17 protein-coding genes are annotated in these 22926 nt (G+C 43.3%); 9 read left to right on the top strand and 8 right to left on the bottom strand.

The window, feature by feature from the left end:
* Positions 1–11: 11 nt before the first annotated feature.
* The 4 genes from ABMY45_RS11630 to ABMY45_RS11615 form a co-directional block, all read right to left on the bottom strand.
* On the bottom strand, positions 12–1991 hold the full coding sequence (locus ABMY45_RS11630; protein WP_174169853.1) for a flavohemoglobin expression-modulating QEGLA motif protein: 1980 nt from the start codon (positions 1989–1991) through the stop codon (positions 12–14).
* On the bottom strand, positions 1975–3021 hold the full coding sequence (gshB, locus tag ABMY45_RS11625) for a glutathione synthase (RefSeq protein WP_010606117.1): 1047 nt from the start codon (positions 3019–3021) through the stop codon (positions 1975–1977). Before gshB ends, ABMY45_RS11630 begins: the two co-directional genes overlap by 17 nt.
* Before the next feature lie 147 nt (positions 3022–3168).
* Entirely contained in the window at positions 3169–4809 is a 1641-nt protein-coding gene (locus tag ABMY45_RS11620; protein WP_349288909.1) for a methyl-accepting chemotaxis protein, read from the bottom strand.
* A gap of 377 nt (positions 4810–5186) precedes the next feature.
* Positions 5187–7418 (bottom strand): S9 family peptidase, encoded by a 2232-nt coding sequence (locus ABMY45_RS11615; protein ID WP_349288908.1) that lies wholly within the window; start codon positions 7416–7418, stop codon positions 5187–5189.
* 112 nt (positions 7419–7530) lie between these two features.
* On the opposite strand from ABMY45_RS11615, the gene ABMY45_RS11610 reads away from it, so the two are divergent.
* The 3 genes from ABMY45_RS11610 (at position 7531) to ABMY45_RS11600 (ending at position 8759) form a co-directional block, all read left to right on the top strand.
* Positions 7531–7923, top strand: a complete 393-nt coding sequence (locus ABMY45_RS11610; protein WP_010606120.1) for an HIT domain-containing protein — start codon at positions 7531–7533, stop codon at positions 7921–7923.
* A 136-nt stretch (positions 7924–8059) separates the two neighbouring features.
* Entirely contained in the window at positions 8060–8341 is a 282-nt protein-coding gene (locus ABMY45_RS11605) for a hypothetical protein (protein WP_010606121.1), read from the top strand.
* 181 nt (positions 8342–8522) lie between these two features.
* A complete protein-coding gene (locus tag ABMY45_RS11600; protein ID WP_349288907.1) occupies positions 8523–8759 on the top strand; it encodes a hypothetical protein in 237 nt (78 codons plus the stop codon).
* Positions 8760–8822: 63 nt separating this feature from the next.
* Here ABMY45_RS11600 and ABMY45_RS11595 read toward each other — a convergent pair whose 3' ends face one another.
* On the bottom strand, positions 8823–10523 hold the full coding sequence (locus tag ABMY45_RS11595; protein ID WP_211866793.1) for a Zn-dependent hydrolase: 1701 nt from the start codon (positions 10521–10523) through the stop codon (positions 8823–8825).
* Between the two features lie 393 nt (positions 10524–10916).
* On the opposite strand from ABMY45_RS11595, the gene ABMY45_RS11590 reads away from it, so the two are divergent.
* Positions 10917–11756, top strand: coding sequence for an HDOD domain-containing protein (locus tag ABMY45_RS11590; RefSeq protein ID WP_010606124.1), 840 nt, complete (start codon positions 10917–10919; stop codon positions 11754–11756).
* Positions 11757–11832: 76 nt separating this feature from the next.
* Here ABMY45_RS11590 and ABMY45_RS11585 read toward each other — a convergent pair whose 3' ends face one another.
* The 3 genes from ABMY45_RS11585 to ABMY45_RS11575 form a co-directional block, all read right to left on the bottom strand.
* On the bottom strand, positions 11833–12705 hold the full coding sequence (locus ABMY45_RS11585; RefSeq protein ID WP_254605832.1) for an EamA family transporter: 873 nt from the start codon (positions 12703–12705) through the stop codon (positions 11833–11835).
* Positions 12706–13073: 368 nt separating this feature from the next.
* Complete coding sequence (gene rdgC / locus ABMY45_RS11580) at positions 13074–13988, bottom strand: recombination-associated protein RdgC (protein WP_174169859.1); 915 nt, start codon at positions 13986–13988, stop codon at positions 13074–13076.
* 157 nt (positions 13989–14145) lie between these two features.
* Positions 14146–15906: a HAMP domain-containing sensor histidine kinase gene (locus ABMY45_RS11575; RefSeq protein ID WP_010606127.1), complete on the bottom strand. Its 1761-nt coding sequence runs from the start codon at positions 15904–15906 to the stop codon at positions 14146–14148.
* 198 nt (positions 15907–16104) lie between these two features.
* Between ABMY45_RS11575 and ABMY45_RS11570 the strand changes: the two genes are divergently transcribed.
* The 5 genes from ABMY45_RS11570 to glyA all read left to right on the top strand — a co-directional run bounded on the left by ABMY45_RS11570 (position 16105) and on the right by glyA (position 22866).
* Complete coding sequence (locus ABMY45_RS11570; protein ID WP_102057351.1) at positions 16105–16470, top strand: response regulator; 366 nt, start codon at positions 16105–16107, stop codon at positions 16468–16470.
* A 240-nt stretch (positions 16471–16710) separates the two neighbouring features.
* Positions 16711–19125: a bifunctional aspartate kinase/homoserine dehydrogenase I gene (gene thrA / locus ABMY45_RS11565; protein WP_174169893.1), complete on the top strand. Its 2415-nt coding sequence runs from the start codon at positions 16711–16713 to the stop codon at positions 19123–19125.
* A gap of 5 nt (positions 19126–19130) precedes the next feature.
* Positions 19131–20069 (top strand): homoserine kinase, encoded by a 939-nt coding sequence (gene thrB / locus ABMY45_RS11560; RefSeq protein ID WP_174169860.1) that lies wholly within the window; start codon positions 19131–19133, stop codon positions 20067–20069.
* Complete coding sequence (thrC, locus tag ABMY45_RS11555; protein WP_349288906.1) at positions 20069–21352, top strand: threonine synthase; 1284 nt, start codon at positions 20069–20071, stop codon at positions 21350–21352. The genes thrB and thrC overlap by 1 nt, the downstream gene beginning before the upstream one ends.
* 257 nt (positions 21353–21609) lie before the next feature.
* Complete coding sequence (glyA, locus tag ABMY45_RS11550) at positions 21610–22866, top strand: serine hydroxymethyltransferase (RefSeq protein ID WP_010372111.1); 1257 nt, start codon at positions 21610–21612, stop codon at positions 22864–22866.
* Positions 22867–22926: the final 60 nt, after the last annotated feature.

Here is a 22926-nt window from a genome sequence, read left to right as displayed (position 1 = left end):
GCGAATTTGGCCTATTTAATTGAAGAAATTAAATAACTTAGGATTGCATCTGGCTCGGGATCTCGGCTCGTATCCGGCAGATATTTAGGCCTTGTGAATATGCCTTGTTCTACTAACGCGTCCAGTGCATCTAAGTGCGCAATGCCCGTTTTACCGAGATATAAATTATCTAAGCTGCGGGTATTGGCAAGCTGCACTATGTCTTTAAAGCCTTTTAAGTAGAGATGATCTTTAGTAAAGCCACCACCACGGAAAATTCGAGTGGTCAGCGCAAAGGCTTCATTGACGTTTAATACACCCGAGTCAGCTAAAAACTCATACACTTGATAGAATTTATCGCCTTTAAGTAGCATGTTAACCGCAATCACCCTAAGCGCTAATACTTTCAATCGTGTCAGATTTATTTGCCCAGATTGATACTCGCGGTAGATGGCAAGGCCCTCTTGAGTATAGGTATTGCCAGGTAAACCTAAGTGCAGCACTTTAAGTTGCTGGGCGTCAGCATTTAAAGTCGTGAGTAAGTGCACGCCAATTTCATGCTCTATCAAGGCATTGATATCAAGCTCAGATAGCATCGCACTGCTATTTACAAGCAGAAGACGCTTACTATTGTCGACCATTGCTTTGGCAACGAGCTTGCTTGATATAGCGACCTTACAAGGTAAGCCCATAGCCTCAATCGCTTGATTAAAACGTACCAAGGCTTGCTCGGCTGTAATGTCTTTTTTTGGCAAGGTCTCTGTTTCGCGCGCGTGCAGCAAGAAGGTCGCATTATTTATATCGTTGTAATCCGGCTCACCATAATAGCGTAGCGAGTTATACAAAAAGGCTTCGCGACCAATTTGGGTGATCAGTTCGATTTTAGTCGCGTAGCTGTCGATCACTTTACGATATAAATCTTTTACGATCGGATCTTGGATTTTTCCAACGGGCAAGCGATAGAGTTGCTCTTTAAACTCATACGGGTCAATTTTCAGCGGGCGATATTTAAACGCAGGCTGATAATGACGTTTCGAGAAAAAGCGACGTTTCTCTTGGGCGATATTGCTTGGGTTAACATAATGCAGCGTTTCAAGGTTTCTGGCTATGCGGTACAGCGCAGAGTCCACGTTAATCAGCGCAGGGTCAAGCTGCGACGTTGATTTTGCTTTGCGAAGTGGCTTATAGCAGTGATTTTTAGCAAATGTTTTTGCCGTTTTGCTCAAAGCAACATGCATGTTGCGCTGTAGTTTTTCAAACACCACAGGGAATAATTCGCCGCTGTTTTCGTCCATAAAGACTTTTTTTACTTCCAGCGGTACCACTAAGGTGTTATCAAAGTGGCTGGTAATATATTGCGCTTGATAACCATGGCCCTGAAAGACGGTATTTTCAGCACAATCCACCAGCTGGCCTGCCAGTTTTTTCAGTCCTAGCTGTTTTTTCAGCTCATCTAATACGGCACGAAAACGCAAGGTATCAAGTTGTGCAGTGCCAATATTAAAGGTTGGTGCATAAGGGTAGCTACGAATTTGATAATTATAGCTGTGCACATCAAATAGCAAGCAGGCACCAAACTTGCGCTCAAGCGTGGTTAACAGCGCACTGAGCACACGGTAATAGGCTGCATGCTTAGACAAGCTAACATCTATGTCTGCATTTGGTAGCGCTTGGCTCCACACTTGTTTACCCCATGCTTCTTTGTATATCGCAAGCTCTGGCGCACGGTTAAGATCGTATTCGTAACGTGAGTCACGCGCGATAAGCGTGATGGGTAATGATTCAATCATGCCGTCGGTAAACGGATCTTCCTCTTGTAAACGCTCAGCATCGCTAATGGCGAACAAGCCTTTTAGGCTAGCACGGGTGCGGTGGCCTGCGTGTACAGCAGTGGCGACATAAGGCACGTATTCCCTCACTTCGAGGTGAAAAGCACCTTCAGCAAATTGCCCACTGATGGGTTTGCCGGCTTCAAGCGCGGCAATGATGGCTTGTTCAGATAGCATGAGCATCTTCTATTACTTGACGGAATTGGTTTTTGCGATGCGTTACTAGCTCTTTGGCGTGCACCACACTCTCTACAAAATCGATAACTTGCACTTGCAGCTTACAGCGGTTTAAACGGTTAATACGGGTTATCCCGCCAGGTGAGAGCACGTTAACTTCAATAAGCTTGCCGCCTATCACGTCAATGCCAACAAAATACAAACCATCACGCACAAGCTTAGGGCCGATGTGCTTACATAGCGCTTTTTCTTGGTTGGTGAGTTTGTGTTTCACTACTTTGCCACCGGCATGTACGTTGGCACGCACTTCATTTGCTGCAGGCACACGTTTCATGGCGCCAATCGGTTCGCCGTTAAGCATTAGAATACGAACATCACCCTCGTCGGCACCTTCAACATAGTCTTGTAAAATGACGTAGTTGCTGCCTTTACCAGCCTCGTCGCCACCAATATAAAACTCAAGGAGTGAGCTAAAGCTTTGTTTCGCGCGTTTTTCAACGACGATAACACCGCGACCGCCAAAGCCATCAAGCGGCTTTAAGATCATTTTCTCTTGCTCTGATTCAGAGAATATACGCTCTAAATACTCTTTGTTTTTAGATACATGCGTATTTGGAATAAATTCTCTCGCGATGCCTTGGAAAGATGCCGTGTATAGCTTGTTATTTGCGATACGCAGGCCATCGATGTCGTTGATGATGAAAGTATCATCACGAACAGAGTCTAAAAAGTTCATCGCTAAGGTATCAAGCGGTGGGTTGGCGCGCATAAATATTGCGTCAAAACCTGCCAAAGGAAGCTGTACTTTTTTAAACTCAGCTTTGTTGTAAAAGCTCACTAAGTTGTCAGATACTTTTTGGCCCGCAACAAATACATCACAGAAGGCACTGGCGACACTTTCGCGAATAGTGAGGTTGTTTACGGTGGTGATGGCAACGACGTGACCGCGCGATACGGCTTCGTGGATAAGTCTTAGCGTGCTGTCGTTTTCAGCTTCTACACGCTCCCAAGGGTACATAATAAAACAGATTTTCACGGGCTATTTTTGCTCAGCAAATAAATTGGCAATATAGCGGTAAAATAGCTTAGACGCTCACGGATTATTTTTATCGACAAGATAAGGAATATCAATCATCTATTGGGCTAGAAGCAGAGCACTGACAGGTGCTCTGCAGGGTGGATATCATACTCTAAAGCGGTTAACTATGTCACTCAATTCGTGACTTGCTCGTGTTAGTTGCTCACTGGTGTTGTTGAGCGAATGCGTGGTATCCAAAGAGTGATGGGTGGAGTCAGAAAGCTGAGCTATTCGCTCATTAACTTCTTGTGCTGCAAGACTTTGCTCGTCGGTGGCTTTGGCGATGTGGGTACTCATATCCGAGATAGCGTCAATTAGGTGCTCAATTTCGGTTAATGCGTTATCGGCAAGCTGTACCTGCTCAACCGTTTGCTCCGAGATTTGTTGGCTAACTTTAACTGCTGCTACGGCCTGCTGCGCTTCTTTTTGCAGTCGCTCGATCATGTTGTGGATTTCATCTGTGCTTTGACCTGTACGACTTGCAAGGGTGCGAACTTCATCTGCAACTACGGCAAAGCCTCGTCCTTGTTCACCTGCTCGAGCGGCTTCTATTGCCGCGTTTAGTGCAAGTAAATTGGTTTGCTCCGCAATACCTCGAATAACATCGAGCACCGATCCTATATGCTGACTCTCTTGTGCAAGGCTTGTCGTTGTCACGCTCACAGATTGAATTTGCTCCGACAGCTTTTTAATGGCGGCAATGGTTTGAGAAATCGTTTGTTTGCCTTTTTCACTGTAATTGCGTGCGTCTGCGGCGGAATGTTCTGCAGTATCTGCATTGCTACTGATCTCGCGAACTTGCATGGTCATTTGTTCGGCAGCCGTGGCGACTTGGCGGCTATTGTCATTTTGCGACTCAATAAATGCCAAGTTTTCTTCGCCAGCCGCTTTTACCTGATTGGCCAGTGTTTCAACTTCTTTAGCGTTATGGGCCACTGTCGCGATGGAATGACGCATCTTCTCAGTATACAAGTTAAAGTATTTGGCAAGCGCGGTTATCTCATCTTTACCGCTTTCGTCGAGTTGTCGAGTCAAATCGCCTTCGCCTTGAGCGATATCTTTCATCATGTCTTTGGCTTGTTGAATGGGGGTGATGATGCTCTTACCTATGATTGCACTAAATGGGAATAGCAGAATAATAAGCACCACCATCTCAATTAATAGCAAATTTCGAATATAGGCAAACTCAGCTTCGATAGTGTCGAGGTACACACCGGAGCCGATGATCCAACCCCAAGGTGTAAACGCTTTGACGTAAGATATTTTTTCGACAGGGGCTTCTTTACCGGGCTTTGGCCAAAGGTAGGGAACAAATCCCGCACCACTTTTTTCTGCCACTTGTACCATTTCAACGAATAAGCGCTTGCCTGTGGGATCTTTTGATTGGCTGAGATCTTTGCCGTTGAGCTCGCTTTTAAATGGGTGCATCACCATTTTGGGATGGTAGTCGTTGATCCAGAAGTAATTGTTACCTTCGTATCGTAAAGCGGCAACGGCATCAAGAGCTGCGGATTTCGCTTGCGCTTCTGGGAGTTTCCCTGATACATATTGTTGATGAAAGTAAGCCACTAAACTATAGGCATTTTCAACAAGGTTTTGAGTTTTATGATATTGCTGCTTTTCGAGAGCATCATACTGTTGCGATAAGCTTACTGCGCTTTGAAGGATAACGCCGATAATAACGACAATGATCAGTAACGCGAGGCGCTGGAAAATGGTGAGATTTCGAAAAAACTGTTTGGACATAACGCAATCCTTATGTCGTTTTTATTATTGAAAGTAGCAAGCGCGAACGCCTCATCAATTCATACTAGTTAATCTTAGTAGTAATACCAATTGCGTTAATTCTCCAACCAATTTGAAGGGTGAAATACCATATTAGCTTAGTTAAAAATTTCTCATTTAGAACAACTAAATAGCAAAATTTTTGCCTTGCTACTAAAGCTATTTCTCCGCTTCAAATAGCTCATTTACTTAATGCAATTGATATATAACTTGAGATAGAACAATAATTTCAGTTTTTCTTAGTCTAGAAGAATAAACAATTAGACCAATGGATTAGAACTAAATGGAGAGAAAAGAAGAAGCGCCCAGCTCATAGGAAGCTAGGCGCTATTAAGTGTTTACTTAGCTTCAACCTCAAAATGACGATTAAAGAAGTCAGTAATGGTTTGATGCAAGTGGGTTTGTACTTTTTTGCCACGTAAACTGTGCTTCGATCCAGGGTAAGTCATCATTTCAAATGGCTTAACCTCGTCCTGCAACTGCTTAAATAGTTTCGTTGCATGGGTAAATAGCACGTTATCGTCCGCCATACCGTGATAGATCATCAGCGGGCCTTTTAGTCCATCAGCATAAGGGAACACCGCGCTTTGCTCATAGCCCTTAGCATTTGTATCTGGGTGACCCAAGTAACGCTCAGTGTAATGGGTGTCATATAGAGCCCAATCTGTTACTGGCGCACCAGAGACACCAGCTTTAAAGTAGTCGCCTGCTTTAAACATTGTCATCAGCGCCATATAACCACCATAGCTGTGACCATAAATACCGATACGCTCAGGGTCGACGTACTCTAGTGTACGTAAGAACTCAACGCCTTTAATTTGGTCAGCCACTTCCACTACACCTAAGTGCTTGTAGATTGGATCTTCAAACTTTTTACCACGGTTGTAAGAACCTCGGTTATCTAATTGGAAAATCACATAACCCTGCTGGGCAAGATATTGGAAGTACAAGTTTTTACTACGCCAGCTGTTGGTCACGCGTTGTGCATGAGGTCCGCCATACACGTTCACAATAACAGGATATTTCTTACCGTTTTCAAGCTTTGCTGGCTTAAATAAGCGGTAATACATAGTTTGACCATCTTCCGCTTTAAGTGTGCCATATTCTGGCGTAGCTAGATTGCTCAAATAAGGCGTTAACGGATGTTCGTTATTCAGCGCATTTTCTTCAAGCCAAGTCACAAAGTCACCATTCACTTTTCGTAGCGCAACCGCTGGTGGACGGTTTACAGAAGAGCTTTTATCGATAAAGGTACGGTTATCTTTTGCCAGTACGACACTATGATAGCTGCCTTCTTCGGTAATACGTTTTGCATCGCCATCTTTAAAAAGTGGTACGCTGTATAGGTGGCTTTCAAGCGGCGTGTCTTTGCGGCCGGAGAAGTATACGATGCCTTTTTTCTCATCAATTCCCTGAAGGCTCTCAACAATCCAATCGCCTTTAGTGATTTGGCGCACCAGTTGGCCATTGGTTCTATACAGGTAAAGGTGTTTAAAGCCATCGCGCTCAGATGCCCAAACGAAATGCTTTTTGTCCTTTAAGAATTCAAGGTCAAAGTGTAGGTTAATCCAAGTATCACTGGTTTCGGTTAGGGCGACTTGCTGCTTTTTGCTTTTAGTATCGTAAAAGCGCAGTTCTAGTTTTTGCTGTGAGCGATTTTGCCACTGATATGACAATGTTTTATTGTCTTTTAACCAATTTGCACGGGCAATATAGATATCTTTATCTTCGCCTAAATCAATCCAATCCACCTTTTGGTCATTGATCTTTACAACACCTAATTCAATCTCAACGTTAGCAGTCCCGGTGTATGGATAACGTTGATTGAATAGCTTGACCTCTTCGGCATAGATTTCGTTACGAATGGCTTCCTGAACTGGGCTTTCATCAATGCGAGTAAAAGCAATTTGTTGCTCATCACCCGACCACCAATAGCCTGTCATACGGCTCATTTCTTCTTGAGCAACGAACTCAGCCATGCCGTTTTTAATTACGCCACCGCCGTCTTTAGTTAATTGCGTTTCTTTACCCGATTTAAGATCAATGGCATAGAGGTTTTGCTCACGAATAAAAGAAACAAAATTGCCTTTTGGCGAGAAGCGAGCGTCGGTTTCGAATGCTTCCGTTTCCGTTAGTTTCTTACTCTTACCAGAAGCGATTTCATAGTAGTACAAGTCGCCATTGAGTGGGAAAAGTAGCGCTTTGCCATCTTTTGACCATTTGTATTCTAAAATACCACGGCCAAAAATACGTTGACGCTCACGACGTGCTTTTTCTTCATCTGAGAGGTTCTCTGGGCCAGAAAATAGTGCCGCAGAATCTACCAACAAGCGGTTTGTATTGTCTTTGAGATTGTATTCCCAAAGGTCGTAACGGTTATAGTCTTCTTTTTTACCTTGAAGATAAGTAACACGAGAACCGTCAGGAGAAAATTGCAGTTTTACAGGTGCTTTACCTGAAAGAGACGGATCGTCAAAAAGTCGCTCTAGCGTTAGTTGCTCTGCGCTAGCGGTGACAGAGGCAAGTGCTAATGGAAGAGCGATGGTGTAGTGTTTAATGCGAGAGTGCACGGTAGCCACCTTGTTATATTTTTAAAGTCTGATTGGATGGTAATGAAGCCGCTTTGCAATAGCAACAAATTCGGATAGAGTGCCGTGTAAATAGGATTTATAGAATTTCACTATGTCATTTGAATTAGCTAAAGAATTACAACGAGACTGTATCTTAATTACCGAGTGGCCGCTGTGTAGCGTGTTGTTAATGAATGATGTTCAGTACCCTTGGTTTATCTTAGTCCCTAGGGTTGTGGGCGCGAAAGAAATTATTGATTTACCTGAGTCGCAGCAAGTTCAATTTTGGCAAGAATCGGCCAAACTTAGTCAGCTGTTACAAGACACCTTTACCCCAGATAAATTAAATGTGGCTGCGCTTGGTAATATGGTGCCACAACTACATGTGCACCACATCGCACGATTTAAAACCGATATTGCATGGCCAAAACCGGTTTGGGGGCTCTATCCAGCAAAACCCTACAGTGATGAGGAAATTGAGCAGCTAAAGGCGAGTTTTGCTTAAAGCCTCAAAAAGGCAATGAGACTGTAAACACATCAAGCGCTTTACAAACTGTTAAGTTCTACGTGTTTTGTGTTTATATCTGGAACTGTTATAACTGAAATTGACTTTTGCCGTTTTAAATCAAGGAGTACGCGATATGAATAAAAGTTTAGTTGTTATTTTGGCAGTATCATTATTATCCGCCTGTAAGGCGACTGTGCCAGAGCCTTATCAAAAAGATCGTGAACCAGAATCCAGAACTGAATATAGTGGTGTGGAAGGGTTGGCGCAGCAACAGCAAGATCAAAACTATTTGATGCGCAAAGAGCTACAAGACAAATGCGATGATGCGAAAGTAAATTTAGCGATTGCTAAATCTGACAAAGCCACAAAAGCCATCAAAAAACACCAAAGAGAAATCAAAGATTATTGTATCTAGGGTTAATTACCGAGCAACTGTTATCTTGCTTAAAGGTAACATCAACAGGAATATTCGTTTGTTAGTATCTGAATTAGCTTATTTTTTATAGTTTGATGGCTCTTTTATGAGAGGCAAAGTAAAAGTAAGATGTTGATACTGTTGTTTCGTAATTAGATGGTGTTTTCAAGTTTAAATTATAATGAGTTTTGTTTGGCGAGAATTTTTTGATAAGATGAAGTTACCTTTTTTGGGTAATTTAAAGGATGAAATTATGAAACTTGTTTTGCTTGTATTACCTTTGACTCTAATCGGCTGTACCTCTTCTAACAATGTTCAATTAGTAGAAAAACATGCTGAGATGGCTGTTGTAGAGTGTGGCAAGGGTAATGTTAAATCGGTATCAACGACAAGCTTTACCTGTAAAGAAAAAGCTTAAGCGTGAATATTGGATTAAAAGGCGTTTCATATGAAGCGCCTTTTGTTTTTGATGATACTGAAGTTACAGTCCTAGCACCTGCTTACCTTGCTTAAAGGTAACATCAACAGGAATGTTCGCTTTGGAAAGCTTATCTAGATCTTTTTGCAGTTCCGCTTTGATATCGCCGTGTGTGGCGATCAGTTGATCTACTTTTTGATAGTCGCCGTCACCTTGTAGCGTTAGGATAAGGTTAGACAGTTTCTCCATCGCTGCGCCCATCTTTTCCATATTCACTTGATATAGACCATCCGTGTTCTTAGAAAATGCGCCTTCTTCTTTAAAGAAGTTAAAGCGGATCATGTTCGCTTTACCATGTGCACTGGATGCGCCAAAACGTACTGAGCGGAAGATACCAGCCATAAAGGTGATGTAGTAATCCTCAAGCGTACCTTCGGTGATCTCGCCTTTTTTAAGCAATTGCTCGACCATGTATAGACCTAGGATATCGGCTTTACCTTCTTCAAGCGCACTGGCGTGTTCTTGCAGTGATTGGCGCACGGTGCCTTTACCTGTAATGGTATTTTTAATGCCTAGACCATGGGCCACCTCATGGAACATGGTATTAGCAAAGAAAGCATCAAAGGTGATGTGCTTACGTTGCTCAGGGACGATAAGTTGGTCAGCAATTGGTACTAAGATCTTATCGAATTTTGCGCGCATAGCGTTTTTAAGCTGTAGGCGACGCGTACCTTTTTGGAGTTGCACTTCTTCGTCATTTGGCAAGTTAATCGCAATGGTTTTACTACCCGCGTTTGAGTGGCCAGCATAATAAATGACGTCATATGCGTTTAGGTCGGCATCAGAGCCAGGCACTTCTTGCTTGTATTTATCATCAACAGGCAAGCCGGTTTGTAGCTCAGGTAAGAAGGCGGCAAATTTAGCGAGACGCTCACTCCACGCTAAGTCTTTAACCAGAACGTAAGACTCAAAAGCGGCGCGATAGCCAAATAGCTGGTCTTCATAGGTTTCAATTGGGCCGATCACCACATCAATCGGGTTATTCTTCATGTCCATCCAAGCAAAATCAGACGCTTGGTAGCTATTATTGACTAACGCATCTGCACGCAAGTTTAAGTAGTTTGCAAACTCTTTGTCTTGTGCCAGTTTACTTGCTTGGCGTAAAAGCTCTGCGGCTTTATCCAATTCAGCTTTATACGCGGATGAGTAAGAAGTGCTGTATAGCTTGCCGTTTTCATCGCGGCGGATAACAGAATACAATCCTGTTTTATCTTTTACTTCGGCGTTATTTAGCTCGTCTTTGGTAATGTCGCTTGGGTAAAATTCTGCACCCAGTGCTTTTTCTTCAAAGCCAGAAAGAAAAACTTGGTCGCCATTTAAACGATCCCAAGGCCCATAGTTAATGTCCGCGAATTGGCGTACTTTTTCGTCTGAGATTTTGCTTAGGAATGTTGCTTTGTCTTCGCCGAACGCTTGCTGCCAAAATAAATCATCCATAATAACCGAAGCATCGATGAGTAAAGCTAGCATCTTTTTCTGGTTATCGTTTAAGTGACTCAAGTCTGTTTCGAGTGTTACTGGGGTATAAATATCTAGCCGGTCTTGAGATGCATTAACTAGCTTATAGCCTGATTGTTTAGTATCAACTTGTGCTTGCTCAGTTTGTGCACTAGGTTTCTCAGAAGAGGTTGATGGCTCAGAGCAGCCAGTTAGGGTGAGACCTGTTGCAAGTGCGATTGCAACCGAAATCATTGAGTGTTTCATAATGCTCCCTTGTTGTCTTAATTATGTGGCGATCACCTTACACGATTTTGTATCACAATACTTAGTTAACTTAGGTTGGCGTGTGATACGCAAGCTGCTGTTAACGTGAAAGGTCATCATTTGTGTCCAGCTATGGGTTATCTTCAGTATTTTTGCGGCAAAGTTTGCCACAAAGCACCATATGCTATGAATTCTAACTTGCTAATTATTGAGGGTATATAAATAAAATATTATTTTATTAGATTTTCTTAACTTTATCCGAAAGTTAGACAATACTTACGTCATAGATACTAAAAATCAGCAGTGTGACCTCCAGCAAGCAAGTGCTTACTTTTGCCATAAGCTTACGCTTGTAGTCGGGTCTTTTATTCAGTTATTAAGGGATTTGGTTTCATGTCTACAGAAAATGCTTTGCTCACGATTCTAACTGACAGAATCAATAACGACACCTTGGTATTGCCGACATTACCTGAAATCGCAGTGCGGGTTAGGCAAGCGGCAGATGACCCTGAAATTAACTTGATGCAGATGGCAGATGTTATTTCTCACGACCCAGCCCTTGCAGCACGTATGATCAAAGTTGCCAACAGCGCATTTATGGGCCGTTCGGTGAAGGTAAACACCTTAAACCAAGCAGTAACTCGTATCGGTCTCAGACAAATCAAGAATATAGCGACTGCAATGGCGATGGAGCAGCTATTTGTTTCTAATAACAAGCTTATTAAAACTTACATGGACAAAGCTTGGCAGAAAACGCTAAAAGTTGCTTGCCAAGCGATAACAACGATGGATTTTTATCTTCGCGTCAATAAGCACACGTCGCTTAACAAAGATACAATCACGCTGGCTTCTTTGGTGTTTAATATCGGTGTTTTACCGATTTTGACGGAGGCCGAACGTCACCCTGAAGTGTTTGCCAATCCAAGCTTTTTGGCTCATGCAATCCAGAAATTAGGCGGCAAAATTGGGGGGGCAATAATGCGAGAGTGGGAATTCACCGATGAATTTGTTGAAGTTGCAGAAAGCTGGGCAAATCCTAATTATCGACCTGAACATGTTTGTTATGTCGACTTTATTCGTGTTGGTGCGATTGTAGAAGGTATTTTGCAGGTGTCGGATAAGTCTGCAGCGCTAAAGCAATATGAAGAAAAGGGGGTAATAAGAGAGGTGAATATGTTTGCTGATGACACTTATTTGCATGTACTCGAAGACGTTAAAACAATGTTTGCCTAATCCTTGTAACTTAATGCGCAGTTTCAGCGCCTTCGTTTGCCGTGAATATAAAGACCTCTGTTGAGGTCTTTACCGTTTAGGGGATAGCCTCGGCTTGGGACTTTCTAAATATTTTACTTATCCGAGCACCTGTAACTGAAATCGTTAAGCCACATAAAATAAAACTACCCCCGGTGGCTTCAATTAGCATCAATCGCTCATTAAGTAATAAGGCTGAACCTACAATGCCGACAATAGGGATTAATAAAGCAAAAGGCGTCACTGCTGCGGCCTTGTGATTTTTAAGTAGCCACCCCCATATTGCGAATGCAATCAGTGTCGAGATATAACCCACATAGGCAATGGATAACCAAGACTGTGTTGTAGTGTTTAGTAGTAAGGTCAATGGGGCGTCAGTTTCAATAAAATAAGACAGTGTAAAAAGTGGTAACGGCGGCACTAGGCTTACCCAAACAATAAAATGGAGTAAATTCACGTCTTGCAGGCGCTTCATAATGAGGTTTGAAAACGACCAAAATAATGCCGCGAATAGAATGAGTACCGCGCCCAACATTGTCGTTGACCCAGAGGAGTTGATAAAAAACAAACTAAAGCCAAACGTTGCAATGCTAATCCCTACCACTTGAAAGCGATTCATGGTTTCCTTTAACAACAAAACACTTAGCAAAATCGTGAAAATGACTTGGGCTTGTAGCAGCAAAGAAGCAATGCCGGCTGATGCATTTGATTCCATCGCAATAAACAGCAAGCTAAACTTAAGCACACCTAAAAATAGCCCAACCCCGAGTACGTTCCATACCGACGTGTTAGGAAAAGGAATGAAGAATACTGCTGGGATCGCGACTACCAAAAAACGCAAGCCTGAGAATAAAATAGGAGGTAACTCTGCTAGGCCAAATTTAATGACCGAAAAGTTAAGCCCCCAAATTATCACTACTATTAAAGCCAATGAAATGCTTTTTACATTCACGCGCGTCAAACTCCGTTTAATTGTAAGAGTTACCGTTTTCGGGTATCGGACTACTGGCGTAAATTGTCTTCGATGCCTGAAATTCAGGTTAGCAAAGCGTTACTGCCGAAGCCGAATTGCTATCATGCCATTGAAGAGTAAATAAAGCGCGACAAATACGTTGGTTAGTGCAAATAAACTCGCGAGTCAGTAACTATACGCTCGTACTTGAGTGCGTGCAATCTGCTTGCTATTGGCGCAAAGTGACCTTGTGAAGATAGCGTATTGAGCTGGATAAAGAAAAATTGATAGCCATATCCGCTATCAATTTTTCGTACCCAAAGCTCAACAGACTATAGATGGTAAAATTAAGACTCTAGGCCTTCGTCGTCACCAAGACCTTTGGTTAGATCTTCTAACAACTCTTTGATTTCTTCCGATACCAAAATAAAGTCAGCATCAAGTTTAACGGCTAGATCTTCTTTTGGGATATCTGCATTTTGGTCTTTAAGTGCTTCTGCATAGCTTAAACGTTTTAATGTACCATCGTTTTGTAAAACGAATTTCACGCGCTCACGCCAATCTAACGCGAGTTTAGTCACACGTTTACCGTTTTCTAGGTGCGTTTTGATTTCGTCTGATGAAAGGTCATGTTGTTTTAACTTGACTTGAGCGCCGTTGTCGTCTGGCTCTTGCAACTCTGCGTCGGTGCCTATTGCAAAGCCTTCAGGTGCACTAAACTCGGTGAGCCAGTGTGTTAGCTGTAAGTCTAAATCGTAGTTTGCAAACGCAGGTACAACAGGAAGCGTGCCCAGAGACTTACGCAGTAATGCAAGTAGTTCTTCCGCTTTATTGAAGCTGGCACTATTTACAATCACCCAACCTGATTTTTGGTCGATAAAAGCAAATTGCAGGCTCGATTTTTTGAACGCTTGAGGCAATAAAGTGGCTAGGATATTTTCTTTAATATCGTCTTTTTCTTTTTTCTTTACCGGACGATTTTCTTGTTGTTCTATTAGCTCAATTTTTTCGGCGACCATTTCATTGACTACGGCTGCAGGAAGCACCTTTTCTTCACGCTTAGCACAAACTAAGATACTGTCTTGAGAAAAATGTGAAAGCATTTGGCCATGTTTGCCAAAAGCTTTTGTCCAGCCAAAAGTGGTCATGTCTTGGCTACCACAAGGACGAAAAATATCCTGCTCGAGTGCTTTTTCGAAATCTTCTTGTGCGTAAGTTACATCTTGTTTGAATTTGTAGCAGATTAAGTTACTGAACCACATAGAAATATGCCCGTCTGGAATAAAATTGCGGTCATCATAGCAAAAAGGTCACAGCTTGTATTCCACTAGATGATGTTTGGTGGTGGGGGAGATATCTTGCGCCAATACGCCACTTTGCAGTATGGCGTATTGGACGGTTGTTGTGCTCTAAACTTGGTTAGCTAAACATCGCCATTGGTTTTTGTAAGTCTTTTGGGAAACTGATGTAGTAGGTGAGGCCTTTGCCTTCTTCACTATTTACTTCGATATCCCCATTCAAGGTTTGTTTTACGAGGTTTAAGGTAATATGGGTACCGAGCCCACTGCCACCTTGATCGCGTTTGGTCGTAAAGAAGGGGTCAAACAACCGGTCTAGTTGGGCTTTACTTACGCCTTTGCCGTTGTCTTTGTAGACGATATTTACCATACCATTGTCTTCTTTAATCTTAATATCTATTTGTCCTTGGTCTTGATTTTCAAAACCGTGGATCAAAGAGTTCATGATCAGATTAGTGAATATTTGGCTAATTGCCCCAGCTGGTAAATTTAGTGTCATGTCTTCAGGGCACTCAATATTCACTTGATGATGAGTTTTCTTCAATTTTGGATGTAATGAGCGGATCACTTCACCAAGGTATTGCTTCAGGTTAATGGTACGAACCGCCTCACTGGCCTGATCGACTGCAATTTGTTTAAAGCTTGCGACAAGCTCAGATGCGCGGTCTAAATTGGTTGTAAGTAGGCTAGCACTTTGCTTTGCTTCGCTAATGAATTCTTCTAACGCTTTTGGTGATAAGGTTTTTCCGTTGTAAGCCGCCTCAAGCTGATCTAAACGCTCCTGTAAGAACGACGTCGCAGTCACGCCAATACCAACGGGGGTATTAATATCGTGCGTAATACCGGCAACGAGACCACCAAGTGCCGCCATTTTTTCAGAGCCGACTAAGCGCTCTTGTGCCATGTTCAGCTCATCTACGTATTTCTCAAGTTCTTTTTGTTTCGTTAATAGTTCTTCTTCTGTTTGTTTTCTTAAATCAATCTCTTCTGTGAGCGTTAACTTCTGCTTTTCTAATTCATATTTTTGTTGCTGAAGATCCATCATCGCTTGGCTCAGGTTTGAGGTCTTACGTGCGACTTCTTGTTCCAGCTGAATGTTATGTTGATCAAGTTTTTCATTGCTGATCAAAAGCTCTTTTTGAGTTTGATCGAGCTTTTTACGATATTCAGAGACCTTATCAATTAGCTTATTGAATGCCTCTTCCATGATCTTTAGTTCATTACGCTCTTTTGCGCCGATATCTATTTTATGGCCATCAACGTTGTCGACCTCAAAGTCTTCAATTTGTTCGGTGAGATCGCTTAATGGTTCGGTAAGTAGCTTTCTGAAGGCAATTAAAAATAGAATAATCAAGAATGTTGTCTTGATCATCGCATTACCTATCAAAAAGTAGATAGAGATCATGATGCGACTAAAGACCACCTCTCGGCTAGAAAATAATGTTACGTCGCCGACTTGCGTTGCGCGTCCCGAGAATTCAAAAATCAACGGAAACGTATAACCAAACAAACCGGATGGCGTATCTTCGATTATTGCTTCTTCTTGAACAAGCTGTTGGCTATACAGCTCGTGAATATCTAGTGAGCGGCCAAGCTGTGAAATAATTTCGCCGCTGTCATCTCGTACAATAATTCCTTCGATCATGGGGATCGCAAGTAGCCCCTCAGCCGTAGTAACGGTCTGTTTCGTATTGAGTTCCCATATGGCACGGGTCAAACTGCGGCTAAAGGTTTTTTGCAGCATAGTAAGTTCATTGCGAATATAGTCTTTAGTATTGACGTATTCGGCAACGATTTGACCACATGTGACGACAAAGGTTAGAAGGAAGTAAACCGACAGCACATTGGTGAGCAATTTTTTTGAGAGGCTTTTTTGCAGCATGAATTAAGCTGAGCTCCTACGGTAAGTTCATCGCCTTTGTATAATCTGTTTTTAAAGTTAGCCAATAAATGGTTAAAAATAAATAATTATCTTCATTAATTATGCTTTTTAGCGCCTTACCTAGGAAAGTTTAATGTGTTATAAGATAGCGATATCCAGTGACCGTTTTATTAACGATAGTACAAGACTGACCACTTTATGAGTTATTCCGTCTTAGTTTGCGATGATTCGGCTGTCGCCCGTAAACAAGTCATTAAAAACTTACAAAGCAAATTAGACCTGACCTTGCACCAAGCACAGAATGGCCAGCAGGCGATTGATTTACTGAAAACCCAGCAAATAGATTTATTGTGCCTGGATTTAACCATGCCAATACTTGATGGGATTGCTGTGTTAGAGGCAATAAAAGCACACCGAATTGAATGTTTCGTGGTGGTTATTTCGGCAGATGTTCAGACCAAGATGAAAGAAAGAGTAGCAAATTTGGGGGCGTTAGGGTTTTTAGAAAAACCGGTTAAAGCAGAGCAGTTATTAGGATTACTGCACCAGTTTGGTATCCGATAACTTATCTATGCAAATTACAAATGTCACTATTAAAAATTTGCATAATCTATTTTGCTCTTTCGTATTGACAGCGCGGCTAAACTTCAGGCACTCTAAAATTATGAAAACGAATATTATCACTACGACCATTATTACAACCACCATCCTAACGGGATAGTGGCATAGGTCAGTGCGAGTTTGAAAAAGGCCTGTGTTCACTAAGAACACAGGCCTTTTTTGTTTTTGGAATGAGGAAAAATGATGCGAGTACTAAAGTTTGGAGGGTCTTCCCTCAAAGATTTTGCCTGTTTACAAAGAGTCAGCGAGCTAGTTAAAGACCATGGCCAACAACAAGCGCTTATCGTGCTGTCGGCTCCCGGTGGCATGACAGATCAGCTCGTTGAGCTTGCTGATTTGGCTGGACGAGGAGATGCGTTTGACTCCCAGTGGCAGTCATTTACTTCCCGCAGCCAAGGCTTATACGATGAAGTACAAGCGGTGTACGGTGGTGTTGTAGGCTGGCCTGACTTTGAATTACTTAAGAATAAATTAGATGGGGCCAAGTTACTGGGACATTGTCCAGATCAAGCAAGAGCCTATGTCATTAGTTTTGGCGAACGCATTAGCGTTGCGCTGATGGACACCATGCTGCAATCAGATTCAGTCGCGCTTAGTGCTGACGCTTGTGTAAAAACGCAGGGCGGGTATCTCGATGCTGAAGTTGACCTTAAGCTAAGTAAAGTATGTTTTGCAGAGTTAGTGCGTGCCCAAGCGTCGCGTTTTTATATCATGGCAGGATTTACGGGAAGCAATGAAGCGGGCGAGCTGACAACGCTTGGTCGCAACGGTTCTGACTACTCTGCAGCTGTCGCAGCTGCGTGTCTTGAAGCTGAAATCTGTCAAATCTGGACTGACGTTGATGGCGTTTACAGTGCAGATCCTCGTCTGATAAAGAAAGCGACTAAGGTCGACGTGCTATCTTATAAAGAAGCCATGGAGCTATCTTATTTTGGCGCTAAAGTGCTGCACCCAAAAACAATCTTACCTTGCGCCAAAGCTGATGTGCCTTGTGAAATTAAAAATACTCATGATCCAGAAGTGCCGGGTTCACTGATTTGTGCTCAGGGCGGTGGCGAGGCTCCAGTAAAAGCGCTTTCGAGTCTTGATAAACTTGCTATGCTGACCGTGGCAGGACCTGGGATGAAAGGCAAGGTTGGCATGGCTGCTCGGGTCTTTTCTGCACTGGCAGCAGATAACGTATCCATCGTACTTATTACGCAATCTTCTTGTGAATTCAGCATCAGTTTCTGTGTCCATGAGCAAGACTTAACACTTGCGCTGGTTGCGCTTGAACAGGCATTTGAGCTTGAAACGCAAGCAGGATTAATCGACCCAATTGAAGTGCAACGTAACCTTGCTATCGTTACTTTGGTTGGCGACAACATGAAAGCGCACAAAGGTCTTGCGGCCAAATTCTTTGCGTCACTTGCACAGGCTCAGGTGAATATTGTTGCCATCGCGCAGGACTCAACGGAGAGTTCTATTTCGGCGGTGGTTGATGGTGAACTTTGCCAAGATGCAGTAAAAGTGTGCCACGAAAACTTCTTCACGCACGTGCCATCCATCGATGTATTCTTGATTGGCTGCGGTCTAGTGGGTCAAGAATTAATGAAGCAGTTTCATAAGCAGCAAGCATGGCTTGAAAAACGCAATATCCGTTTGAACCTCTATGGCATTGCAAACTCAAGTAAGTGTTACTTAGACCCTGAAGGCGTTCCGTTTGATAACTGGGAATTGGCGCTTGAGAAAGCGGAGTCGGGCTTTGATTTACAACAGGTTAGCCAGTTTGTTAGACAAAATCATTTAATTAACCCTGTGATTGTCGATTGTAGTGCGGCTCAGTTTGTTGCCGATGGCTATTTAGACTTTCTTAACGCGGGCTTTCATGTCGTTGCGGCTAATAAAAAAGCCAATACTGGCAGCTATGAGTATTATCAGTCACTGCAGCAGGCTGCACTAGCTAAACGCCGTCACTTTCTATACGAAACCAACGTTGGCGCCGGACTCCCTGTATTAGACAACCTTAAATTGCTGTTTGGCGCAGGAGATGAATTGCTTTCATTCAGTGGTATTTTGTCTGGCTCGCTATCGTATATTTTTGGCGTATTGTCGGATGGTTTATCGCTATCGGAAGCGACAGAGAAAGCCAAACAAAGCGGTTTTACAGAGCCAGATCCGCGCGATGACTTATCTGGTACGGATGTCGCACGTAAGCTGCTTATCATTGCCCGTGAATCGGGACTGCCGTTGGAACTCAGTGATATTGAAGTTGAATCAGTATTACCTGAAGGGTTTGCTGAGGGCGCCAGTGTTGATGAATTTATGGCGCAATTACCGCAATTAGATGATGCTTTCGCAGCGCGTATTGCGGCGGCCAAAGCACAAGGCCAAGTGCTACGCTATGTCGGTTCAATTGTTGACGGTAAATGCCGCGTTGGCATTGAAGCGGTAGATAAAGAGCACGCTTTGTACGATATTCGTGACGGTGAAAACGCACTGGCTATTTTGAGCCAATATTATCAACCAAAGCCTTTTGTGATCAGAGGTTATGGCGCGGGCGCAGAAGTGACCTCTGCTGGCGTATTTGCTGATATCCTAAAAACGCTGTCGAGGTAGGAGCTATGAAAACATTTTATGCACCAGCGTCAATGGGGAATTTTTGTGTTGGCTTTGATGCCCTTGGCGCCGCACTCCAGCCTATTGATGGCAGTTTACTGGGTGATCAGGTCAGCGTTGAAGCCGCAGAGCGTGATACGTTCAACTGTATTGGTCCATATGCTGAAAAGCTCTCCGCTGATCCTAAAGACAATTTAGCGTTTCAGTGTTTACAGCACTTCAAACAGCATGTGGCACCCAACATGCCGGCGGTTGCCATGACCTTGTATAAAGGCCTTCCTGTTGGTTCAGGTCTAGGCTCTAGCGCTTGCTCTGTGGTTGCCGCTTTTGCTGCACTCAATGATTTTGCCAATACGCAATTAAGCCAAGAGGCGCTTATTGAATTAATGGCCGACTTTGAAGCTAAGGTCAGTGGTGGTCGTCACTACGACAACATCACGCCCTGCTACCTTGGTGGGCTACAACTGACAGCAGACTGCATTCCAAGTAAAGCAATCAGCGTTGCGCATGATGAAAGCTGGTTTTATGTTATTGCATATCCTGGCTTTGCCTTGAATACAGCGAAAGCAAGGCAAGCACTACCACAGCAGTTTTCTTTGCATGATACGGTGGAGTTTGCCCAGCGACTGTCGGGCTTTTGTTTATTGATGCAGTCAGGTCAATTTGACAAAGCACTGTCGATGATGAAAGACAGCATTGCCGAAGAAGCGAGAGCGCCACTCATTGCTGGCTTTAACGAAGCAAAAGACGCGCTACCAGCCCTAGGTGCCGAGCTGGTAAGTATTTCAGGGGCAGGGCCCACGCTATTTGCTATTTGTAAGTCTGAGCAACAGGCAAATGCAGTGCAGCAATGGTTGCAACAAAATTACATTAATGAAGCGGGTTTTAGCCATATTTGCCGATTAGATACGCTAGGCACAAGAGAATTAAAGGATCAAAAGTAATGAAATTAGTGAATTTAAAAGACGAACAGCAGATAGTCTCATTCGTTGAAGCGGTAAAAATTGGTTTAGGTCGTAACCAAGGGGTATTTTTCCCTCCTACATTTGAGTGTATTGCGGATGTTGATGCACTACTTGAATTACCTTTTGCTGAGCGCAGTGCCAAGGTATTACATCACCTTATTGGTGATGAACTACCACAAGATACCCTCGATGCGATGGTAAAACGCGCCTTTAATTTCCCTGCTAAATTAGTCGAAGTTGCTAAAAATCAGCATTGTTTAGAGCTTTTTCATGGGCCAACATTGGCGTTTAAAGACTTTGGCGGCCGCTTTATGGCGGAATGCATTAGCATGTTTAATCAAGGTGAGCGCGTGACTATCCTCACCGCAACAAGTGGTGACACGGGCGCCGCCGTTGCCCATGCATTTTACGAAAAAGAAAATGTCGATGTGGTGATCCTTTATCCTCATGGCAAAATTTCGCTTGCCCAACAAAAGCTGTTTACAACACTTGGGAAAAACATTCATTGTTATGCTGTAGATGGCAGCTTTGATGACTGCCAAGCGATGGTGAAGTCTGCATTCCTTGATGACGAAGTAAAGCAAAAGCTTGGTCTTAATTCGGCAAACTCCATCAACATCAGCCGTTTAGTGGCACAAGTGTGTTATTACTTTGAAGCGCTAGCACAATTACCTAAATCTCAGCGTGATAAAGTGCATGTTTCAGTGCCAAGTGGTAACTTCGGCAACGTCTGTGCAGCAATGATTGCGGCGGTGATTGGATTACCTATTGCCAAGTTAAGTGCCACGACAAACCAAAATGATACTGTGCCCCGTTACATTGCCTCGGGTGAGTGGCAACCAAACGACACTTTAGAGTCACTCTCTAATGCGATGGACGTGAGTAAACCTAATAACTGGCCTCGTGTTGAAATCATGTTAGAAAGAGGGGATTTTAACAAACATGACTTTTATTCACGTTCGGTATCGGAAGCACGGACTCAGGCGGTAATGCAAGAATTACATGACAAAGGTTACTTGGCTGAGCCACACACTGCGATAGCCTACGAAGGATTAGCGCTGGACCCTCAAGCGGATGAAACCGGAATTTTCCTTGCCACTGCGCATCCTGCGAAGTTTAAAGAATCTGTAGAAGGTGTTTTAAATCAGCAGCTTGATATGCCGAAGCCGTTGGCCGATGCATTGCAAAAACCATGTTTGGCAGAGCCGCTTAGTGCAGATTATGATGCTTTGAAGGCAGCAATGTTAGCAAAACTCAACTAAATAAGAGAGCCTGTCTGAGTGGGTAGAACGCCCACTCAGATAAGGTCAATTCCAAGACTATATTAGCTTTTCAAATGCAACTTAGGTTGTCTTATTTAAAATATTAATGTTTAAATAAAAAAATATCATCGCGATAGGGGTGTGAAATAAATTCAATCCCTGCTTAAATATGCCCATGCTGATTTCATAGGCAAACTGGTTATCTTATGATGCTAGATTGTCTTTAAAAATACCCTTACGTTTACCTAGGAGAAACCATGTTAGAACGTAACATGAATATTGCAGATTTTGACCCAGAACTATTTGCAGCGATTGAAGCAGAAACTTCACGTCAAGAAGAGCACATCGAGCTTATCGCTTCTGAGAACTACTGTAGCCCACGTGTACTTGAAGCGCAGGGTTCTCAGCTAACAAACAAGTATGCTGAAGGTTACCCAGGTAAGCGTTACTATGGCGGTTGTGAGCACGTTGACGTGGTTGAGCAGCTCGCGATTGACCGTGCCAATGCGCTATTTGGTTCGACTTACGCAAACGTTCAGCCTCACGCTGGCTCACAAGCAAATGCGGCGGTATTCCAAGCGCTACTTCAGCCACATGACACTGTGCTAGGTATGAGCCTTGCTCACGGTGGTCACTTAACGCACGGTTCACACGTAAACTTCTCTGGTAAAACGTACAATGCTATCCAGTACGGTCTAAACGAAGAAACTGGTGAAATCGATTACGCGCAAGTTGAAGCGTTAGCACTTGAGCACAAGCCAAAAATGATCATCGGTGGTTTCTCTGCGTACTCAGGTATCGTTGACTGGGCTAAGTTCCGCGAAATCGCTGATAAAGTAGGCGCTTACCTACTTGTTGATATGGCGCACGTTGCAGGTCTTGTTGCCGCTGGTATATACCCAAGCCCAGTGCCTCATGCACACGTTGTAACAACAACAACGCACAAAACGCTAGCGGGTCCTCGTGGTGGTCTTATCATCTCTGCTTGTGATGATGAAGAAATCTATAAAAAGCTAAACTCTGCGGTATTCCCTGGCGGTCAAGGTGGTCCTCTATGTCACGTTATCGCTGCGAAAGCGGTTGCGTTCAAAGAAGCACTACAGCCAGAGTTCAAGTCATACCAAGAGCAAGTGGTTAAAAATGCACAAGCTATGGTTGCGGTACTTCAGGAGCGTGGTTATAAAGTGGTTTCTGGCAAAACTGAAAACCACCTGTTCCTACTTGACCTGATTGATAAAGACATCACCGGTAAAGATGCGGATGCAGCGCTTGGCCGTGCAAACATCACAGTAAACAAAAACTCTGTACCAAACGATCCACGTTCACCGTTCGTTACTTCTGGTCTTCGTATCGGTTCTCCTGCGATCACTCGTCGTGGCTTCAAAGAAGCTGAGTCGAAAGAGCTTGCTGGCTGGATCTGTGACGTACTAGACAACATCAATGATGAGTCTGTACAGGCACAAGTGAAAGAAAAAGTAAAAGCAATTTGCGCTAAATTACCTGTTTACGCATAATTTCGCTCACAAAAAAGCAGTTTTTTGTTATGATTAAGGCCGCATTCAAGCGGCCTTTTT

The sequence above is a fragment of the Pseudoalteromonas sp. XMcav11-Q genome, assembly GCF_040104525.1.
In the GTDB taxonomy this organism is placed as follows: Bacteria; Pseudomonadota; Gammaproteobacteria; order Enterobacterales; family Alteromonadaceae; genus Pseudoalteromonas.
Note: the sequence above shows the minus strand (reverse complement) of the source record. Positions and strands in the feature narration are given on the sequence as shown.